Here is an 18,220-nt window from a genome sequence, read left to right on the forward strand (position 1 = left end):
ATCCTCATCTAGTCCTCGCGCCCGGCGGGGGGCGGGCGGCACCCGGTCTGAGGCCGGGCGGCCCCCCGCCGGGGGGGGGGGGCGGCCCTCCGTCGTGTCCGACGTGTCAGACGGCGCAGCTGTCGCCCTCGCAGCCCTCGGCGGCGGGGACGGTGGTCAGCGGGTGGGCGTCGGCCCAGGCCCGCTCGAGCAGCTGCAGCAGCAGGTCGGCCGGCTGCGCGCCAGCGGCGCCGTAGCGGCGGTCGACGACGAAGAACGGGACGCCGGTGGCCCCCAGCGCCTGCGCGGTGCGGGCGTCCTCGAGCACGGCGGGCCGGTACCGGTGGTCGGCCAGCGCGGCGCGGACCTCGGCCTCGTCGAGCCCCGACTCGACGGCCAGCGCGGCCAGCGAGTCGACGTCGAAGACCGGGCGGGCCTGCTCGAAGTAGGCGTGCAGCAGCCGCTCCTTCACCTCGCCCTGCCGGCCCCGCTCCGCGGCCAGGTGCAGCAGCTCGTGGGCCAGCAGCGTGTTGCCGCCGACGCCGTCCTCCAGGCGGTAGTGCAGCCCCTCACCGGCGGCGGTCTCCTCGACGTGGCGCATCATCGCCCGCATCTCCTCGACCGGGCGGCCGTACTTGGCGGCCAGCGCCGGGAGGGTCGCGTGGGTCTCGCCCTCGGGGACCGACGGGTCGAGCTGGAAGGAGCGCCACACCACCTCGACCTGGTCGCGGTGCGGGAACCGCTCGAGCGCGGCCTCCAACCGGCGCTTGCCGATGTAGCACCACGGACAGACGACGTCGGACCAGACCTCGATGCGCACGGCCGGCTCAACCGCGGCCCGGGCGGGGTCATTCCGGACGGTGCGCCTCCGCACGGGCGCGGCCGTCGCCGGGCGTGGGGTCGAGGAAGACGAACCGCACCCCGCCGTGCCGCGCGACGAGGCGCCGCTCGGCCTCGTCGGAGGCCCGCTCGACGTCGGCGACGGTCGCGGTGTCGGCGAAGTCGACCTCGGCCATGACGGCCAGCCGGCCCGGCCCGATGACCGTGGTCAGGAAGACCGGGACGTCGTCGACCTGCGGCAGTCCGAGGAGCTCCTCGCGGAGCTCGTCCTGCAGCCGGGGCGGGATCGACTGGCCGATGAGCAGGGAGACGTTGGCCCGGGCCAGCGAGCCGGCGACCAGCAGCAGGAGGACGCCGATGAGGATCGCCGCGACGCCGTCCCAGACCGGGTCGCCGGTCACCTGCTCGAGGACGAGCCCCAGCGCGGCGAGCACCAGGCCGACCAGCGCGGCGCTGTCCTCGAAGGTCACGGCCTTGACCGTGGTGTCGGTGGTCGCGGCCAGGTAGCGCCGCGGCGTCGTCCCCCACCGGCGCGCCGCGCCGCGCACCTGGCGGACGGCCTTGAGCCAGGAGGCGCCCTCGAGCACGAACGACACCGCCAGGACGACGTACGCCACCAGCGGGGAGCCCTGCTCCTCGCCCTCGACGATGGTCTCGACGCCCTGGTAGAGGGAGAAGCCGGCGCCGAGGGTGAACGTGGCCAGGCAGGCGAGCAACGCCCAGAAGTAGGTCTCCCGGCCGTAGCCGACCGGGTGGCGGGGGTCGGGCGGCTTGTCACCGCGCTTGAGCGCGACGAACAGCAGCACCTCGGTGACCGTGTCGGCCAGCGAGTGTGCCGCCTCGGACAGCATGGCCGAGGAGTGGCTGATCAGGCCGCCGACCAGCTTGGCGACGGCGATGCCCAGGTTGGCCAGGCCCGCGACGACGACGGTGCCGGTGGACTCCCCGCCCGGGTCCCCCTCGGCGGCCGAGGCCAGGGCGTGGTCACGGGTGGGGACCGGCTCGCTCATGCCCGCGTCGGTGCCCCCCGGTTGCCCGGTGCAACCACCACGCGTCCTCGTGCTCTGCCCCCGGTCCGGGGCAGAGCACGAGGACTGACGGGGACTAGCGGATGCCGACGAGGTCGACGACGAAGACGAGCGTGGCGCCCGGCTTGATCACGCCGCCCGCACCACGGTCGCCGTAGGCCTTGTGCGGCGGGATGGTCAGTCGCCGGCGGCCGCCCACGCGCATGCCCTGGATGCCCTCGTCCCAGCCCTGGATGACCATGCCGACGCCGAGGCGGAACTCCAGCGGGTCGCCGCGGTCCCAGGAGGCGTCGAACTGCTCGCCGCCGTCGTGGGTGACGCCGACGTAGTGCGCGCTGACGAGGTCGCCGGCCTTGGCCTCGGGGCCGTCACCCACCACGAGGTCCTCGGCCACCAGGTCGTCGGGCGCGGGCCCGGTCGGCGGCTCGACGTCGGGGCGGCTCAGGGGCTCGGCCATCGGTTCTCCTCGGGTCGGTGCCGGGACGGTCCCGACGATCCGGTCCATCCAAACAGCGGTGCCCGCGGTCCGCCCCGCCGGGCCGACCGGGTGCGGCGCCGCGGCGACCGTGCTGGGGTGGTCGGGTGGATCCCGACCAGCCGCCGTGGTGGACGCGCGCCGTCGTGTACCAGGTCTACCCCCGCTCCTTCCAGGACTCCGACGGCGACGGCATCGGCGACCTCGGCGGGGTGCTGCAGCGGGTCGACCACCTGGCCGACCTCGGCGTCGACGTCGTCTGGCTGTCCCCGGTCTACCCCTCGCCGCAGGCCGACAACGGCTACGACATCAGCGACTACCAGGACGTCGACCCGGTGTTCGGCACGCTGGCCCAGCTCGACGAGCTGGTCGCCGCGCTGCACGGGCGCGGGATGAAGCTGCTCATGGACCTGGTGGTCAACCACACCAGCGACGAGCACCCCTGGTTCGTCGAGAGCCGCTCGTCGCCGGACTCGCCCAAGCGGGACTGGTACTGGTGGCGGCCGCCGCGGGAGGGGATGGCGGCCGGGCAGCCGGGCGCCGAGCCGACCAACTGGCACGGCTTCTTCTCCGGCTCCACGTGGGAGCTCGACGAGGCCAGCGGCGAGTACTACCTGCACCTGTTCGACCGCAAGCAGCCCGACCTCAACTGGGAGAACCCCGAGGTCCGGCAGGCGGTCCACGCGATGATGCGGTGGTGGCTCGACCGCGGGGTCGACGGTTTCCGCATGGACGTCATCAACCTGGTCAGCAAGGACGTCGGCCCGGACGGGCAGCTGCACGACGGCCCGCCGCTGCCGGGACTGCCCTACGGCGACGCGACGCCGTCGGTGGTGTGCGGGCCGCGCATCCACGAGTTCCTGCAGGAGATGCACCGCGAGGTGTTCACCGGTCGCCGCGAGCAGCTGCTCCTGGTCGGTGAGACGCCCGGCGCGACGGTCGAGGACGCGCTGCTGTTCACCGACCCGGGGCGCGAGGAGCTGGACATGGTCTTCCAGTTCGAGCACGTCGGACTGGACTTCGAGGGCTCGAAGTTCTCCCCGCGACCGCTGCGCATGCGCGATCTCAAGGCCTCGCTCGGCCGCTGGCAGACCGGCCTGGCCGACGTCGGGTGGAACTCCCTCTACTGGGACAACCACGACCAGCCGCGCGCGGTCTCCCGCTTCGGCGACGACTCGCCCGGGGCCCGCCGGGACTCCGCCACCTGCCTGGCCACGCTGCTGCACCTGCACCGGGGGACGCCCTACGTCTACCAGGGCGAGGAGTTCGGGATGGCCAACGCCCCGTTCGCCACGATCGAGGACTTCCGCGACGTCGAGTCGCTCAACCACTTCGCGCAGGCCGTCGCGCACGGGGAGGACCCGGACGCCGTGCTCGCCGCGCTGCGCCGGATGAGCCGCGACAACGCGCGCACGCCGGTGCAGTGGGACGCCTCCCCGAACGCCGGGTTCACCACCGGCACGCCCTGGCTGCCGGTCAACCCCGACCACGTCGAGTGGAACGCCGCGGCGCAGCGGGACGACCCGGCGTCGGTGCTGGCCCACCACCGGGCGCTGATCGCACTCCGGCACGAGGACCCGGTCGTGGCGCTGGGCGACTTCACCATGCTGCTGCCCGAGCACGACCAGGTGTACGCGTTCACCCGCTGCCTCGACGGGGAGACGCTGCTGGTCGTCTGCAACCTCGGCGGCGCCCCGCAGCCCCTGGGCGACCTGCTGCCCGAGGCCGTGGCCGCCGGGGTCGTCCTCGGCAACCTGCCCGAGGACGACCCCGCGGTGCTCAGGCCCTGGGAGGCCCGAGTCCTGCGCCTTCCGGCTCGCCGACCGACTCGCTGACCGGCTCGCTGCCCGCCGGTTCCCCGGCGGGCAGGTCGAGCGGGTGGGCCAGCTCGTCGACGTGCAGCCGCCAGGCGAGGACCGCGGCGACGGCGAGCACCGGCGGCACCAGCCCGGCCAGCAGGAAGGTGCCGGTCAGCCCGACCGCCTCGCTGACCGGCCCGGCCAGCGCCATCGACAGCGGCATGAACGCCAGCGAGACGAAGAAGTCGAGGCTGGACACCCGCCCCAGCAGCGCCGGGGGGACCCGCCGCTGCAGCAGCGTGCCCCAGATGACCGTGGCCGACTCGAACGCAGCCCCCAGCACCGTGGCCGCCGCGATCATGACCCACAGCGACGAGGTCCAGCCGAAGACGACCAGCGGCAGGCAGCCCGCGCCCCAGAGCAGGTTCATCACCGTCAGGTAGCGCCGCGGCAGCGGGAACGAGGCGACGACGGCCGACCCGACCGCGCCGCCGATCCCGAACGCGGCCAGCACCAGCGCGTGCTCGGCGGGCCCGCCGCCGGCCTGGTCGCGGACGGCGAAGGGCACCAGCACCTCGAACGGGCCGATCACCACGAGGACCATCAGCGAGGCGAACAGCAGCGTCGCCAGCAGCCACGGCGTGCGGACCATGTAGCCCACGCCCTCGCGGACGTCGGCGAGCAGGCCCGAGCCGATGTCCTCGCGGCGCACCGGCAGCGTGGGGAGCGCCGCCACGCAGACGGCTGCGGCGGCCGAGGTCAGCGCCGTCGCGAGCAGGGCGACGCCGGGGGAGAACGCGCCGACCAGCAGGCCGCCGGCCGCCGGCCCGGCCGCCATCGCCAGCGCGGGACGGACGACGCCCTCGAGGCCGTTGGCGGCCAGCAGGTCCCCCGGCGGCACGACACCGGGGACGAGCGCGGAGTAGGCCGGGTAGTACAGCCCGGTGGCCACGCCGCCGGCCAGCGAGGCGGCGGCGAGCGGACCGAGCGCGAGGGTGCCGGTCAGCGAGAGGACGGCGACCAGCCCGACCGCCACCGTCTGCAGCAGCGCGACGCCGAGCAGGATCCGCCGCTGCGGCACCCGGTCGGCCAGCGCGCCGCCGAGCAGGGTGCTGGCCAGCATCCCGCCGGCCGACAGCGCGGTGGCCACCGACAGCGCCGCCGGGCCGCCGCCGAGGTCGACGACCTGCCACACCAGCGCCACGGTCCACAGCCCCTGGGCGAGCAGCGACAGCCCCATCGAGGCGGCCAGCAGTCGGTAGGAGCGGTGCCGCAGGGGCGCGAGTGCGCGCGGCAGGCCGGACATGGCGGTTCCTCCTCGGGGGGCGGCGCACCGACGGCGCCGTCGGCCCATGCTCGCCGACGACACCGACAGGAGCAGCCGGATTTCCTGGGGAGCGCACGAGCGGTCGGCGGGTAGGGTCCCGGCCCCGTGGGCGGGGTCGTGGAGGCGGTGTTCCTGGCGCGGATGGGGACCCCGTTCCGCTGGCTGGTGGCCTCCTCGTGGGTGGGCAACCTCGGCGACGGGATCGCGCTGGCCGCCGGGCCGCTGCTGGTGGCCGGCCTCACCCAGGACCCGCTGCTGGTCGCGCTGGGCACCCTGCTGCAGCAGCTGCCGTGGCTGCTGTTCGGCCTGCACGCCGGGGTCCTCGCCGACCGGGTGGACCGGCGCCGGCTGCTCGTGGCCGTCGACTTCGCCCGCGCCGTCGTGCTCGCCGTCCTGACCCTCACCCTGGCCACCGGCGACGTCGGCCTGCCCGTCGTCCTGGCCACGCTGTTCGTCCTGGGGACCGCCGAGGTCTTCGCCGACACCACCGGCGGCACGCTGCTGCCGATGGTGGTGCCGCGCGCGGACCTGGGCACCGGCAACGCCCGGCTGATGACCGGCACGCTGACGATGGACCAGTTCGCCGGCCCCGCCCTGGGCGGCCTGCTGTTCGCCGCCGGCACCGCCTGGCCCTTCCTCACCCAGGCGGTGTGCGTCGCGCTGGGGGCCGTGCTGGTCTCGCGGATGCGGCTGCCGGCGCGGACGCCGGTGGAGCGGCACCCGCCGGTCCACCGGTCGATCGCCGAGGGCCTGCGCTGGACCTGGCACGACCCGGCCGTCCGCACGCTGACGCTGACCATCGTGCTGTTCAACGTCACCTGGGGCGCGGCGTGGTCGGTGCTGGTGCTGTGGGCCGACCAGCGGCTGGGCCTCGGCGCGGCCGGGTACGGCCTGCTCACCACCGTCGGCGCGCTCGGCGGCATGGTCGGGACGGCGTCCTACGGCTGGCTCGAGCGGCACGTCCGGCTGGCCACGCTCATGCGGGTGGGCCTGGCCCTGGAGACGCTGACCCACCTCGTGCTCGCCCTCACCACCACCGTGTGGGTGGCGCTGGTGGTGCTGTTCGTCTTCGGGGTGCACGCCTTCGTCTGGGGGACGACCTCGCGCACGGTGCGGATGCGGGCGGTGCCGATGGAGCTGCAGGGCCGGGTGGGCAGCCTCTACGCGATGGGCGTGTTCGGCGGCATCGTGGCCGGTCAGGGCGTCGGCGGGGTGGTGGCCCGGGTCTGGGGCGTGACCGCGCCGTTCTGGTTCGCCTTCGCGGGGTCGGCGGTGCTGCTGGCCCTGGTCTGGCGGGAACTCGGGCACGTCGCCCACGCCGACGAGGCCGCGCTCGTGGCCGGCTGAGATCCCCGCCGCCCGCTCGTGCTCTGCACACGGGTGTGTGCAGAGCACGAGCGTCCGCGGGACCGGGAGGTCAGGCGGCGGCGAAGACCAGGCGGAAGCCGCCGTCGACCGTCTCGACCTGCCAGAACACGTCGCCGGCGGAACCGGAGACAGCGGGCTCGCCGAGGCCGGTCTCGGTGCGCTCGGCGCCCGGCGCGGCCGACTCGTAGTGCGCGAGGACCTCCTCGGCGCCGAGGTCGGAGGCGTAGTTGGCGTACTCCTGACCGCCGTCCGCCGTCCCGCCGGTCTCGCACAGGGTGGCCCCGGCCGGCGGCTCGGGGAAGTCGGCGGGGACGGACCCGACGTCGGCGATGTCGGCGTCCCCGGTGACGGTCAGCGGGAAGGCCGCGGTGCACTCCTCGGGCACGTCGGCGCCCACGGCGTCGCCCGCCGCGGCGGCGGCGCCCTCCCCGGCGGCGGCCACGTCGTCGTCCCCGCTGCAGGCCGAGAGCAGCAGGGCGGTGCCGAGCAGGGCCCCGGCAAGGGCGCGGCGGGCGGTCGGGCGGGTGCGGTACACGGTTCTCCTCGGGCGTCGTCGGGCCCCGGGCGGCTGCCCGGGACCGGCCCGCCGCGCCGTCCGGGAGGGCGGTCCGGCGGCGGGCCGCGCGGGAAGGTAGCCGAGCGGATGCGCCTCGTCACCGGATCCGTGCGCGCGGATCCCGGTCGGTGAACGGGTTGTACTTCACAGAAACTTCACACATCTCACAGACGTCTGGTAGGAAGACGGCATGGGCGTCCCGGACCGGCTCGACGTCACCCTGCGACTGGTGCGCAACGCCGGCCGGGTGCCCCTCGCCGACCTCGCGGCCCGTCTCGGCGTCTCGGAGATGACCGTCCGCCGCGACCTCGACGCGCTGCAGGCCCGGGGGCTGGTCGAGCGGGTGCGCGGTGGCGCGGTCGCCGTCGCCGAGCCCGAGAGCGCAGCCGGGTTCGCCGCGCGGGCCGGCTGGCAGGCCGGGCTCAAGGAGCGCATCGGCCGGGCCGCGGCCGCGCTGGTCGAACCGGGCTCCGCCGTCCTGCTCGACGCCGGGACGACGACGGTGCACGTCGCGCGGGCGCTGGCCGCCCGGGCCGCCGCGGGCGAGGGCCCGTTCACCGCCGCCGTCGTGAGCCTGCCGGTGGCCGAGGCGCTCGCCGACCGGCCGGGGGTGCGGCTGCTCGTCGTCGGCGGGGAGTCGCGGCCGGGCGAGCGCAGCCTGTCCGGGCCGCTGACCGCCGCGGTGCTGCGGCAGCTCACCTTCGACCTGTTCGTCATGTCGATCGGCGCCGTGAGCGCGCAGGCCGGCTGGTCGGAGTTCACCCTCGAGGACGCCGCGGTCAAGCAGGTCGGGCTGGCACAGGCGCGCGCCACCCTCGTCGTCGCCGACGCCGCCAAGCTCGGCGTGCGCGCGTTCTCCTCGGTCGCGCCGCTGGACGCCGTCGGCCGGCTGGTCACCGACGCCAGCGCCCGCGACCCGCAGCTCAGCCCCGCGGCGCAGGACACCCTCGCCGCGCTCGACGACGCCGGCGTGGAGGTCGACTTCTCGTGACGCAGCCCCTGATGATCCTGGTCGCCGGCCCCTACCGCGGGGGCACCGGCGACGATCCGGAGAAGATCACGGCCAACCACCGCGCCATCCAGCAGGCCTGCCTGGAGCTGTTCCGCGCCGGCCACCTCGCCGTCAACGGGGAGGACCTCGCGCTGCCGCTGGCGGAGCTCGCGGGCTCGACCCGGGTCGGCGACGCCGCCTTCGACGAGGTGTTCCACCCGATGGGCCGGCGGCTGGTCGCCCGCGTCGACGCCGTGCTGCGGCTGCCCGGCGCCTCGGCCGGGTCCGACGAGATGGTCGCGCTGGCCCGCGCCCGCGGCGCCGCGGTCTACACCAGCCTCGACGAGGTCCCGGCGGTGACCCGGTGACCCCGGTCGGTCCGGCTAGCGCGTGCCGCGCTCCCGGGCCAGCGCGACGTAGTGCTCGACCAGCGAGGCGTCGTCGACCGCCCCGGGGTTGACCGCCTTCTCCGGCGGCACCCCCTGGAACAGCCGCTTGAGCGGCACCTCCAGCCGCTTGCCGGTGCGGGTGTGCGGGACGCCGGGGACGACGACGATCTCGTCGGGCACGTGCCGCGGGCTGGCCGAGGTCCGGATGGCGGCGCGGATGCGCCCGGCGAGGTCGTCGGTGAGCTCGGCGCCGGGCGCCAGCTGCACGAACAGCGGCATCCAGTAGCCGCCGTCGCGCTGCTCGACGCCGAGGACGACGCAGTCGGCGACCTCGGGGAAGCCCTCGACGGCGGCGTAGATGTCGGCGGTGCCCATGCGCACGCCGCCGCGGTTGAGGGTGGAGTCCGAGCGGCCGGTGATGACGCAGGTGCCGCGCTCGGTGACCTCCATCCAGTCGCCGTGCCGCCACACGCCCGGCCACGGCTCGAAGTAGGCCTCGCGGTAGCGGCTGCCGTCGGGGTCGTTCCAGAAGTGCAGCGGCATCGTGGGCATCGGCTCGGTGATGACCAGCTCGCCGAGCTCGCCGACGACGGGCCGGCCGTCCTCGTCCCACGCCGCCGCGGCGACGCCGAGCATCGGCCGCTGCAGCTCCCCGGCGGTGACCGGGAGCAGCAGGGTGCTGCCGATGAACCCGGTGGCGACGTCGGTGCCGCCCGACACCGAGGCGAGGAAGACGTCGCTGCCCACCGCGTCGTACACCCAGTGGAACGCCGACTCCGGCAGCGGTGAGCCGGTCGACCCGATCGTCCGCAACGCCGAGAGGTCGTGGGTCTCCCCCGGCCGGACGCCGGCCTTCTCGCAGGCGACGAGGTACCCGGCGCTGGTGCCGAGGTAGGTGATGCCGGTGCGCGCGGCGAGGGCGAACTGGGCGTCGACCGAGGGGTACGCCGGGGCGCCGTCGTGGACGACCACGGTGGCGCCGCGCAGCAGCGCCGAGGTGGCGATGTTCCACATGATCCAGGCGGTGGAGGCGTACCAGTAGAAGCGGTCGCCCGGGCCGACGTCGCCGTGCAGGCCCAGCTGCTTGTGCTGCTCGAGCACGACCCCGCCGTGCCCGTGCACGATGCCCTTCGGCAGGCCCGTGGTGCCCGAGGAGTAGACGATCCACAGCGGGGCGTCGAACGGCAGCGCCTCGAACTCCGGCTCCTGCACCTCGGCGACCGCGTCGGCCCAGGCCAGCGCGTCGTCGGGCAGCTCGCCGGGGAACAGCCGGGGGACGGCGACCGTCGTCCGCACGCTGGGCAGGGCCGCGCGCAGCTCCGCGACGACGTCGCGCCGGTCGTACTGCCGGCCGTTGAACCGGTACCCGTCGACGGCGACCAGCACGGTCGGCTCGATCTGGGCGAACCGGTCGAGGACGGCGCGGGTGCCGAAGTCCGGTGCGCACGAGGACCACACCGCGCCGATCGACGCGGCGCCGAGGAACGCGACGACCGCCTCGGGGACGTTGGGCAGGTACCCGGCGACGCGGTCCCCGCGCCGCACCCCGAGCCGGCGCAGCGTGGCGGCGAACGCGCCGACCCGGCCGCGCAGGTCGGCCCAGGAGACCTCGACCGGCTCGGCGTCCTCGGCCACCGCGACCAGCGCGGGGTGCGCGTCGGTGGCGTGCCGCAGCGCCTGCTCGGCGTAGTTCAGCGTGGTGCCGGGGAACCAGACCGCGCCGGGCATGCTGCGGTCGGGGAGCACCCGGTCGTCGGGGACGCCGGGCAGCACCCCGGACCAGGCGGCGACGTCGGCCCAGAACTGGTCGAGGTGCCCGACCGACCAGCGCCAGATCGCGTCGTAGTCGGTCGGGTCGAGGTCGAGCCCGCGGCGCGCGGCCACCTCGCGGGCGAACCCCGCCAGCCGGGTCGCGTCCCGGGACTCCTGCGTCGGCTGCCAGAGGACGGCGGGGCCGGTCGCGGCGCCGGGAGTGTCGAGGGTCACGCCGGGACTCTGCCACCGCCGGGCGCCCATCGGGTGACCGGGGCGGCGCCCGGTGGACCGGACGGTCACGTCCCGTCGGCCCGGTTCCCCCGATCGGACGACTCCCGTTTCGCCGTGACCGTGGGTTGCAATTCATGTGCCGAGCGTCACGACGGCACGGCGGGGGAGGTGCGATGGCCGGACGACCCGGACCGGGAGGCCGTCGTGCCCGCCTGCGCCGGTGGAGCGGCCGCGTGCTGGTCCTGGCCGGCGTGGGTGCCGGCGTGTGGCTGGCGGGCCAGACGGCCGCCGCCGCGGACGACGTCGTCCCCTCGCCCGCCCCGGTGGAGCAGCTGCTGGGTGGGGCGACGGCGCCGCTGCCCGAGGTCCTGCCCCCGGTGGTGCCGCCGGTCGTCGAGACGGTGACCGAGACGGTGGCGCCGGTCGTCGCGCCGCTGTCCGACGCCGTCGCGCCCGTGACCGCCGCGCTCGCCCCGGTGACCGACGTGCTCGACCCGGTGCTCGCACCCGTGGGCGAGGCCCTCGCGCCGGTCACCGAGGTCCTGGCGCCCGTCACCGACGTCCTGGCCCCGGTCACCGACGCGGTCGCGCCCGTTCCCGAGGTCCTCGAGCCGGTGACCGGGGTGCTGCCGCCCGTCCCCGGTCAGGGCGACGTGCCGCCGCCCGTCGCCGCTCCCGCGGCCGCCCCGGTCGCGCCGTCCTCCGCGGTGCCGCCGTCCGCCGCTGCGCCGGTGGACGCCCCCGTCCCGGCGGCCCCGGGTGCCGTGGCCCCGAGCCCGGGGTCGCCGGACGCCGCGTCGACGGCCGCCCCCGTCGGCCCGGTCGTCGCCGCGCCGTCCGCGCCCACCGCCGCCGCCGTCGGCCCCGCGCAGCCACTGCCCGTCCCGCCGGTCGCCCCGACCGCGCCGGTGGTCCCGGCCGTGCCGGCGCCGGCGGGCACGGCGGCGTCCGGGGCCGGCGCCGACCGCGACCAGCCCTCCGCCGACCTCCCCGAGGCCGCCTGCGCCGCGCTCGTGCGCGCGGCCGGTGCCGTCTCCGCCGGCGCCCGCGAGGCCGCGGCCGCCGACCCGGTCGACCCCGCCACCTCTCCCGACTGAGTGCTGCGCCGCCGGCTCCCCGCCGGCCGAGCGCACGACCCCCGCCGTCCCGTCCGGGACCGGGGCCCCAGCACCCAGTCAGGAGACCTCCCATGAACCGATGGGCCACCCGTGCCCTGCGCGTGGCGTTGCTGACCGGCGGCCTGCTGGCCGTCGGCACCGGCGTCGCCTCGGCGTCCGACGACCTCGACGTGACCGTGCCGGTCACCGTCACCGACAACGCGGTGGGCGTCCTCGGCGACGTCCCCGCCGACGGCGGCCTCGAGCTGCCCGCCGTCTCGGCCGAGCTCACCGCCGACCTCGGCCCCGCCACCGTCTCGGTGCCCGTGACGATCGGCGGCAACGACGCCGCGGTCGCCGGCGGCGAGGTCGCCCAGGCGCCGGCCGCTCCCCCGCCCGCCGGACCGGCCGACGTCGCCGTCCCGGTCACCGTGACGGGCAACGCCGTCGGCGTCCTCGGCGAGGCGCCGGCCACCGGCACCGCCCCGGCGGCACCGCCGGCCGCGGTGGCGGTGCCCGTGACCGTCTGCGGCACCGGCGCCGGCGTGCTCGGCGACGCGGCCGGCCAGTGCACCCCGGCCGGCGGCGGCACGACCGGGACCGACGGTCCGGCCGGCGACCTGCTCGACGTCGCCGTGCCGGTGACCGTCTGCGGCACCGGCGTGGGCGTGCTCGGCGACGCCGCCGCGGACTGCGCCCTGCCGGGCGGCAGCGGGTCCGGGGACGCCGCGGGTGACGACGCCCTCGTCGACGTCGACGTGCCCGTGACCGTGTGCGGCACCGTCGTCGGCCTGCTCGGCGACGCGTCGGCCGACTGCACCCCGCCGGCGGACGGCTCCGGCACCGGGGGTGGTGACGAGACCGGCGGCGGTGACGGGATCGGCGTCGACGTCCCGGTGACCGTCTGTGGCGTGGGGCTCGGCCTGCTCGGCGACGCGTCGGCCGACTGCTCGCCGTCCGCCGGCCCGACCCCACCGGCCGGCCCGCAGCAGCCGGGTCTCCAGCCGGGTCACCCGCACGCCGGCGGCCAGGCCGGGGACCGGCCCGCCGACGGGGCGCCCTCCCGGCCGGCCGCCTGGACCGGCTCCCGGAGCGGTACCTGGCCCGGCGCGTGGACCGGCCCGTGGACGGGCTCCTGGACCGGCCCGTGGACCGGCTCGTGGACCGGGACCTGGTCGGCCGCGTCGTCCGGCGCGTGGTCCGACTCCGGTAGCGCGGCGGCCGGGGACTCCGGCACCGCCGGCGGGCGCCTGGCCTACACCGGCACCGACGCCACCGGGGTGCTGGGCAAGGGCCTGCTGGCCCTGTTGCTGGGCGCGGTGCTGATCCTGTCGGCCCGGCGCCGGCCGGTGACCGGCTGACCACCCGCGGGCCCGGCCGACCGCACCGTCGGCCGGGCCCGCGGCACGCCCGCTCTGCCACCATCCGCCCATGACCGAGCCGGAGACCGAGCGCAACGTGCTGGGTGGCGAACTCGAGCCCTGCGGGACCGAGCCGCTGACCGGCTTCTTCCGCGACGGGACCTGCCGCAGCGGGCCGGAGGACCTCGGGAGCCACACGGTGTGCGCGGTCGTGTCGCGGGAGTTCCTCGCCCTGCAGCGCGAGCTCGGCAACGACCTCACCACGCCGCGCCCGGAGTACGGGTTCCCGGGCCTGCGCCCCGGTGACCGCTGGTGCGTCGTCGCGGTGCGCTGGCTGCAGGCCTACCGCGCCGGGGCGGCGGCCGGCGTGGTGCTGGCGGCCACCAACGCGCGGGCGCTGGAGGTGGTGCCGCTGTCGGCGCTGCGCCAGCACGCCGTCGACGTCCCCGACGACGTCCGCGGTCTGGACTGAGGGGAGGATCGGCGGGGCGCCCGCACCCCCGTCCCGCACCGAGGAGCCCCCGTGACCGACCTGCTCGACCTGCCCGTCGCGACCCTGCAGGGCGAGGACACCACGCTCGGCGAGCTGACCGGCCGCCGCCCGGCGCTGCTGGTCAACGTGGCCAGCCGGTGCGGCCTGACCCCGCAGTACACCCAGCTCGAGCAGCTGCAGCGCGAGTACGGCCCCCGCGGGTTCACCGTCGTCGGCCTGCCCTGCAACCAGTTCGCCGGACAGGAGCCGGGCACCGCCGAGGAGATCGCCGGCTTCTGCTCGGCCACCTACGGCGTCACCTTCCCCATGACGGACAAGATCGAGGTCAACGGCGACGGCGTGCACCCGGTGTACCAGCGGCTGACCACGGCCGCCGACGCGAACGGCGAGGCCGGCCCGGTGCAGTGGAACTTCGAGAAGTTCCTGGTCGACGCCGACGGCGCGGTCGTCGCGCGGTTCCGGCCGACGACCGACCCGGGCGCACCCGAGGTCCGCACCGCGATCGAGGCCCTCCTGCCGAGCTGAGCCTCGGGGCCCGTAGCCGGCGCCGGGAAACCGCCATTATCGCGTTGATGGCACCGGATCGCGGCGGCAGGAGCAGCATGGAGCCGTGGCCGACCTGCACTTCTACTTCGACCCCGTCTGCCCCTTCGCCTGGCTGACCAGCAGGTGGGTGCGCCTGGTCGCCGCGCAGCGCGCCTACGACGTCGACTGGCGCTTGATCTCGCTGCGGCTGCTCAACGCGCACGTCGACTACGCCGCGCACTTCCCGCCCGAGTACGAGGAGGGCCACACCGCGGGCCTGCGGCTGCTGCGGGTGTTCGCGCAGACGCGCGAGCAGCACGGGCGGGCGGCGGTCGGCGTCCTCTACGAGCACCTCGGGCAGCAGGTGTTCGAGACCGAGCCCGACCGTCCCGGCACCGCGGCCCGGCGCGGCACCGCCGCCTACCTGGAGCCGGTCCTCGACCGCGCCGGGCTGCCGCGGGACCTGGCCGCCGCGCTCGACGACGACCGCTGGGACGGCGTGCTGCAGGCCGAGACCGACGAGGCGCTGAGCCTGACCGGACGCGACGTCGGCACGCCGATCCTGCACTTCGAGCCGCCGGACGGCATCGCGTTCTTCGGCCCGGTGATCAGCCGGGTGCCTGCGGAGGACCGCGCGGCGGAGCTGTGGGACCACGTGGTGGGCCTGGCCCGCTTCCCGGGCTTCGCCGAGCTCAAGCGCAGCCTGCGCGAGCGGCCGCAGCTGCCCGCGGCGGGCGTGGCACCCGGCCAGGTCGGGGTGGAGGAGGAGTGGCGCGCGGGCAGCCGCCGGCTGGACGGGTGAGCACACCACCCGGCCACGGACTAAGGTGAGCCTCACCTAGCCCCTGCCCGTCCGGAGCTCGCCGGTGCCCGTCCCCAGCGCCACCAGCCGCCCTGCGGCGACCCCGGGGACCGTCGGGCGCCCGGCCCGCGCCACCCGCACCCGGCGCCGCGTGCTCGGCGTCCTCGTCCTGGCCGGGCTGGTCGTCGTCGCCTGTGCGGCGAGCATCGCGATCGGCACCCGCCCGCTGGGGCTGGGCACCGTCTGGACCGCCCTTTCCGACCGCTCGTTGGGCACCGAGGAGGCGGTGATCGTCTGGGACCTGCGGGTCCCGCGGACGGCGCTGGGCCTCATGGTCGGCGCCGCGCTCGGCGTCTCCGGCGCGCTCATGCAGGGGCACACCCGCAACCCGCTGGGCGACCCCGGCCTGCTCGGCGTCACCGCCGGGGCCTCGTTCGCCGTCGTCCTGGCGATCACGCTGCTGGGCGTCGGCACGCCGTCGGGCTACGTGTGGTTCGCCTTCGCCGGGGCCCTGGCCGGCACGGTCGCCGTGTTCGCGCTCGGCTCGGTGGGCAAGGGCGGGGCCACCCCGGTCACCCTCGCGCTGGCCGGGGCGGCGCTGTCCGCGCTGCTGTTCGCGCTGGTCCGGGCGCTGCTGGTCAGCGACTCCGACTCCCTCGACGCCTTCCGGTTCTGGGTGGTCGGCGCGCTGGCCGGCCGCGGTGCCGACGTCGCCTGGCAGGTGGCGCCGTTCATCGCCGCCGGCCTGGTGCTCGCGCTGCTCAACGCGCCCGCCCTGGACCTGCTCGGCATGGGCGAGGACGTCGCCCGCGGCCTGGGCCAGCGGGTGTGGCTGGCCCGCGGGCTCGGGCTGGCCGCGGTCACCCTGCTGGCCGGCGCGGCCACCGCCGCCTGCGGCCCGATCGCCTTCGTCGGGCTGGTGGTGCCGCACGTGGTCCGGGCGTTCACCGGGCCGGCGCACCGGTGGCTGGTGCCCTGCTCCGGCCTGCTGGGCGCGGTGCTGCTGCTCTCCGCCGACGTCGTCGGCCGGGTGGTGGCCCGCCCCGGTGAGCTGCAGGTGGGCATCGTGCTCGCGCTCGTCGGCAGCCCGTTCTTCGTGGCCCTGGTCCGCCGCCGCCGGACGGCGACGCTGTGAGGGCCCAGCCGTGACCGCCTCCGTCGACGCCGTCCGGCAGACGACGCCGCCCGAGCCCGGCGGGCGCCCGGCCGGCCGCGCGGTCACGGTGCGGATGGGGCCGGTCTCGGCACGGTTCCGCTGGCGCTCGGTCGTCGTCCCGCTGGCCGCGCTCGCCGTCGTCGTGCTGCTCGCGGCGGCCAGCCTGGGCCGCGGCGACTACCCCCTCGGCATCGGTGACGTGCTGCGGACGCTGGTGGGCGCCGGCGTGGACAGCCACCGGTTCATCGTGCTGGAGCTGCGTGCCCCGCGGACGCTGGTCGGGGTGCTGGTGGGCCTGGCGCTGGGCCTGGCCGGGGCGCTGTTCCAGACCTTCGCGCGCAACCCGCTGGCCTCCCCCGACGTCCTCGGCATCACCCAGGGCGCCTCGGTCGGCGCGGTCGCGGCGATCGTGCTCGGCGGCAGCGGCTCGGCGGGCGCGCTGCTCGGCGGCCTCGGCGTGCCCCTGGCCGCGCTGCTCGGTGCGCTGGTCGCGGGTGCCCTGCTGTTCGTCCTCGCCTGGCGCGCCGGGCTCGACGGCTTCCGCCTCGTGCTGGTGGGCATCGCCCTGTGGACCGTCGGCCAGGCGCTCACCGACTGGCTGCTCACCCGCGCGGAGATCTACGACGCCGCGGCCGCGTACGTGTGGATCACCGGCTCGCTCAACGCCCGCACCTGGGACCAGGCCGCGCAGCTGGCGGTCTCCCTCGCGGTGCTGGTCCCCCTCGCGCTGGCCGCCGGGCGCGTCCTGGGCGTCCTGCAGTTCGGCGACGACACCGCCCGCGGTCTCGGCGTCCGGCTGGCCAGGGCACAGGCGGCGGTGGTCGTCGTCGCGGTCCTGCTGGTCGCGGCGGCGGTGGCCGCGGCCGGTCCGATCGCGTTCGTGGCGCTCGTCGTGCCGCAGATCGCCGTCCGGCTGACCGGGGGCTCGCGGCCGCCGCTGCTGGCCTCGGGCCTGCTCGGCGCCGCGCTGGTCACCGGCGCCGACCTGCTCACCCGCACCGTCCTGCCCGAGGCGCTCCCGGTCGGCATCCTCACCGCCGCCGTCGGCGCGCCCTACCTGCTCTGGCTGCTCGTCCGCGGGAGGCGGACCCCCGCATGAAGACCTCCACCTCCGAGGCGCCCGTGCACGTGCCCACCCCCGTCCCCCCGGTCCGCCTGGCCGCCGAGGACCTGCGCCTGGCCTACGACGACCGGGTGGTCGTCGACGGGCTCGACCTCACCCTCACCGACGGCTCGTTCACCGCGATCGTCGGCCCCAACGGCTGCGGCAAGTCCACGCTGCTGCGCGCGCTGGGCCGGCTGCTGCGCCCGGCGGCCGGCCGGGTGCTGCTCGACGGCCGGTCGATCGCGAGGACGCCGACCCGCGAGGTGGCCCGCGTCCTCGGCCTGCTGCCGCAGACGCCGGTGGCACCGGCCGGCCTGACCGTGGCCGACCTGGTCGCCCGCGGCCGGCACCCGCACCAGAGCTGGCTGCAGCAGTGGTCGCGCGAGGACGAGGCCGTCGTCGCCGAGGCGCTGGCCTGGACCGACATGGCCGACCTCGGCGACCGCCCGGTCGACGAGCTCTCCGGCGGGCAGCGGCAGCGGGCCTGGATCTCCATGGCGCTGGCGCAGCAGACCGACCTGCTCCTGCTCGACGAGCCGACGACCTACCTCGACCTCTCCCACCAGATCGACGTGCTGGAGCTGGTGTCCCGGCTGCACGCGGAGCGCGGCCGCACGGTGGTCGTCGTGCTGCACGACCTCAACCTCGCCGCCCGGTACGCGCAGCGGCTGGTGACCATGCGCGACGGCGTCCTGATCGCCTCGGGCACGCCGCACGAGGTGCTGACCGAGCAGCTGCTGGCCGACGTCTTCGACCTCGAGGCCCGCGTGGTGCCCGACCCGGTGGCCGGCACCCCGATGGTCGTCCCGGTCCGCCGCCTCCGCTGAGCCCGGCGGGGGGTTGCCCCGGGGATCAGGGTCCCTGATCCCCGGGCGTCCTCCCTCACGTCCCACCGTGAGGGAGGACGCTCCACGATCAGGGACCCTGATCGTGGAACAGCGCC

At 76.5% G+C, this 18,220-nt stretch carries 18 protein-coding genes; 12 read left to right on the plus strand and 6 right to left on the minus strand.

What is annotated here, in order from left to right; all coding sequences use genetic code 11:
- Positions 1-106: 106 nt before the first annotated feature.
- The 3 genes from ACI78U_RS21495 to ACI78U_RS21505 all read right to left on the minus strand — a co-directional run bounded on the left by ACI78U_RS21495 (position 107) and on the right by ACI78U_RS21505 (position 2,304).
- A complete protein-coding gene (locus ACI78U_RS21495; RefSeq protein WP_456877433.1) occupies positions 107-799 on the minus strand; it encodes a DsbA family oxidoreductase in 693 nt (230 codons plus the stop codon).
- Between the two features lie 28 nt (positions 800-827).
- On the minus strand, positions 828-1,829 hold the full coding sequence (locus ACI78U_RS21500; protein WP_456877434.1) for a cation diffusion facilitator family transporter: 1,002 nt from the start codon (positions 1,827-1,829) through the stop codon (positions 828-830).
- 94 nt (positions 1,830-1,923) lie between these two features.
- Positions 1,924-2,304, minus strand: a complete 381-nt coding sequence (locus ACI78U_RS21505) for an FKBP-type peptidyl-prolyl cis-trans isomerase (protein WP_456877435.1) — start codon at positions 2,302-2,304, stop codon at positions 1,924-1,926.
- Between the two features lie 125 nt (positions 2,305-2,429).
- Between ACI78U_RS21505 and ACI78U_RS21510 the strand changes: the two genes are divergently transcribed.
- Positions 2,430-4,157, plus strand: a complete 1,728-nt coding sequence (locus tag ACI78U_RS21510; protein ID WP_456877436.1) for a glycoside hydrolase family 13 protein — start codon at positions 2,430-2,432, stop codon at positions 4,155-4,157.
- Here the strand turns inward: ACI78U_RS21510 and ACI78U_RS21515 are convergent.
- The gene (locus ACI78U_RS21515; RefSeq protein WP_456877437.1) at positions 4,102-5,427 is read right to left on the minus strand and encodes an MFS transporter; all 1,326 of its coding nucleotides are present in this window, start codon (positions 5,425-5,427) and stop codon (positions 4,102-4,104) included. The two genes, ACI78U_RS21510 and ACI78U_RS21515, sit on opposite strands and share 56 nt — an antisense overlap.
- Before the next feature lie 126 nt (positions 5,428-5,553).
- On the opposite strand from ACI78U_RS21515, the gene ACI78U_RS21520 reads away from it, so the two are divergent.
- Positions 5,554-6,795: an MFS transporter gene (locus ACI78U_RS21520; RefSeq protein ID WP_456877438.1), complete on the plus strand. Its 1,242-nt coding sequence runs from the start codon at positions 5,554-5,556 to the stop codon at positions 6,793-6,795.
- Between the two features lie 70 nt (positions 6,796-6,865).
- Here ACI78U_RS21520 and ACI78U_RS21525 read toward each other — a convergent pair whose 3' ends face one another.
- Entirely contained in the window at positions 6,866-7,351 is a 486-nt protein-coding gene (locus ACI78U_RS21525; RefSeq protein ID WP_456877439.1) for a hypothetical protein, read from the minus strand.
- A gap of 211 nt (positions 7,352-7,562) precedes the next feature.
- Between ACI78U_RS21525 and ACI78U_RS21530 the strand changes: the two genes are divergently transcribed.
- On the plus strand, positions 7,563-8,363 hold the full coding sequence (locus ACI78U_RS21530) for a DeoR/GlpR family DNA-binding transcription regulator (protein ID WP_456877440.1): 801 nt from the start codon (positions 7,563-7,565) through the stop codon (positions 8,361-8,363).
- Complete coding sequence (locus tag ACI78U_RS21535) at positions 8,360-8,731, plus strand: DUF4406 domain-containing protein (protein ID WP_456877441.1); 372 nt, start codon at positions 8,360-8,362, stop codon at positions 8,729-8,731. Before ACI78U_RS21530 ends, ACI78U_RS21535 begins: the two co-directional genes overlap by 4 nt.
- A gap of 15 nt (positions 8,732-8,746) precedes the next feature.
- Here ACI78U_RS21535 and ACI78U_RS21540 read toward each other — a convergent pair whose 3' ends face one another.
- Positions 8,747-10,738, minus strand: a complete 1,992-nt coding sequence (locus ACI78U_RS21540; RefSeq protein ID WP_456877442.1) for an acetoacetate--CoA ligase — start codon at positions 10,736-10,738, stop codon at positions 8,747-8,749.
- A gap of 233 nt (positions 10,739-10,971) precedes the next feature.
- On the opposite strand from ACI78U_RS21540, the gene ACI78U_RS21545 reads away from it, so the two are divergent.
- The 8 genes from ACI78U_RS21545 to ACI78U_RS21580 all read left to right on the plus strand — a co-directional run bounded on the left by ACI78U_RS21545 (position 10,972) and on the right by ACI78U_RS21580 (position 18,104).
- Positions 10,972-11,835: a hypothetical protein gene (locus ACI78U_RS21545; RefSeq protein ID WP_456877443.1), complete on the plus strand. Its 864-nt coding sequence runs from the start codon at positions 10,972-10,974 to the stop codon at positions 11,833-11,835.
- A 92-nt stretch (positions 11,836-11,927) separates the two neighbouring features.
- Positions 11,928-13,196 carry a proline-rich domain-containing protein gene (locus tag ACI78U_RS21550; RefSeq protein WP_456877444.1) on the plus strand — a complete coding sequence of 423 codons (1,269 nt, stop codon included), beginning with the start codon at positions 11,928-11,930 and terminating at the stop codon, positions 13,194-13,196.
- A gap of 70 nt (positions 13,197-13,266) precedes the next feature.
- Positions 13,267-13,668, plus strand: a complete 402-nt coding sequence (locus tag ACI78U_RS21555) for a DUF2237 family protein (protein WP_456877445.1) — start codon at positions 13,267-13,269, stop codon at positions 13,666-13,668.
- Between the two features lie 51 nt (positions 13,669-13,719).
- Positions 13,720-14,214: a glutathione peroxidase gene (locus ACI78U_RS21560; protein WP_456877446.1), complete on the plus strand. Its 495-nt coding sequence runs from the start codon at positions 13,720-13,722 to the stop codon at positions 14,212-14,214.
- A gap of 85 nt (positions 14,215-14,299) precedes the next feature.
- Complete coding sequence (locus ACI78U_RS21565; RefSeq protein ID WP_456877447.1) at positions 14,300-15,016, plus strand: mycothiol-dependent nitroreductase Rv2466c family protein; 717 nt, start codon at positions 14,300-14,302, stop codon at positions 15,014-15,016.
- 64 nt (positions 15,017-15,080) lie between these two features.
- Complete coding sequence (locus ACI78U_RS21570) at positions 15,081-16,151, plus strand: FecCD family ABC transporter permease (RefSeq protein WP_456877448.1); 1,071 nt, start codon at positions 15,081-15,083, stop codon at positions 16,149-16,151.
- A 10-nt stretch (positions 16,152-16,161) separates the two neighbouring features.
- Positions 16,162-17,271 carry a FecCD family ABC transporter permease gene (locus ACI78U_RS21575; RefSeq protein WP_456877449.1) on the plus strand — a complete coding sequence of 370 codons (1,110 nt, stop codon included), beginning with the start codon at positions 16,162-16,164 and terminating at the stop codon, positions 17,269-17,271.
- Positions 17,268-18,104: an ABC transporter ATP-binding protein gene (locus ACI78U_RS21580; RefSeq protein ID WP_456877450.1), complete on the plus strand. Its 837-nt coding sequence runs from the start codon at positions 17,268-17,270 to the stop codon at positions 18,102-18,104. Before ACI78U_RS21575 ends, ACI78U_RS21580 begins: the two co-directional genes overlap by 4 nt.
- The last annotated feature ends 116 nt before the right edge of the window (positions 18,105-18,220 follow it).

The organism is Geodermatophilus sp. SYSU D00710 (assembly GCF_054050195.1).

Coding starts and splice junctions, on each gene's coding strand:
- ACI78U_RS21500 (WP_456877434.1), bottom strand. CDS start 1,829: ATGAGCGAGCCGGTCCCCACCCGTGACCACGCCCTGGCCTCGGCCGCC.
- ACI78U_RS21505 (WP_456877435.1), bottom strand. CDS start 2,304: ATGGCCGAGCCCCTGAGCCGCCCCGACGTCGAGCCGCCGACCGGGCCC.
- ACI78U_RS21515 (WP_456877437.1), bottom strand. CDS start 5,427: ATGTCCGGCCTGCCGCGCGCACTCGCGCCCCTGCGGCACCGCTCCTAC.
- ACI78U_RS21530 (WP_456877440.1), top strand. CDS start 7,563: ATGGGCGTCCCGGACCGGCTCGACGTCACCCTGCGACTGGTGCGCAAC.
- ACI78U_RS21550 (WP_456877444.1), top strand. CDS start 11,928: ATGAACCGATGGGCCACCCGTGCCCTGCGCGTGGCGTTGCTGACCGGC.
- ACI78U_RS21555 (WP_456877445.1), top strand. CDS start 13,267: ATGACCGAGCCGGAGACCGAGCGCAACGTGCTGGGTGGCGAACTCGAG.
- ACI78U_RS21580 (WP_456877450.1), top strand. CDS start 17,268: ATGAAGACCTCCACCTCCGAGGCGCCCGTGCACGTGCCCACCCCCGTC.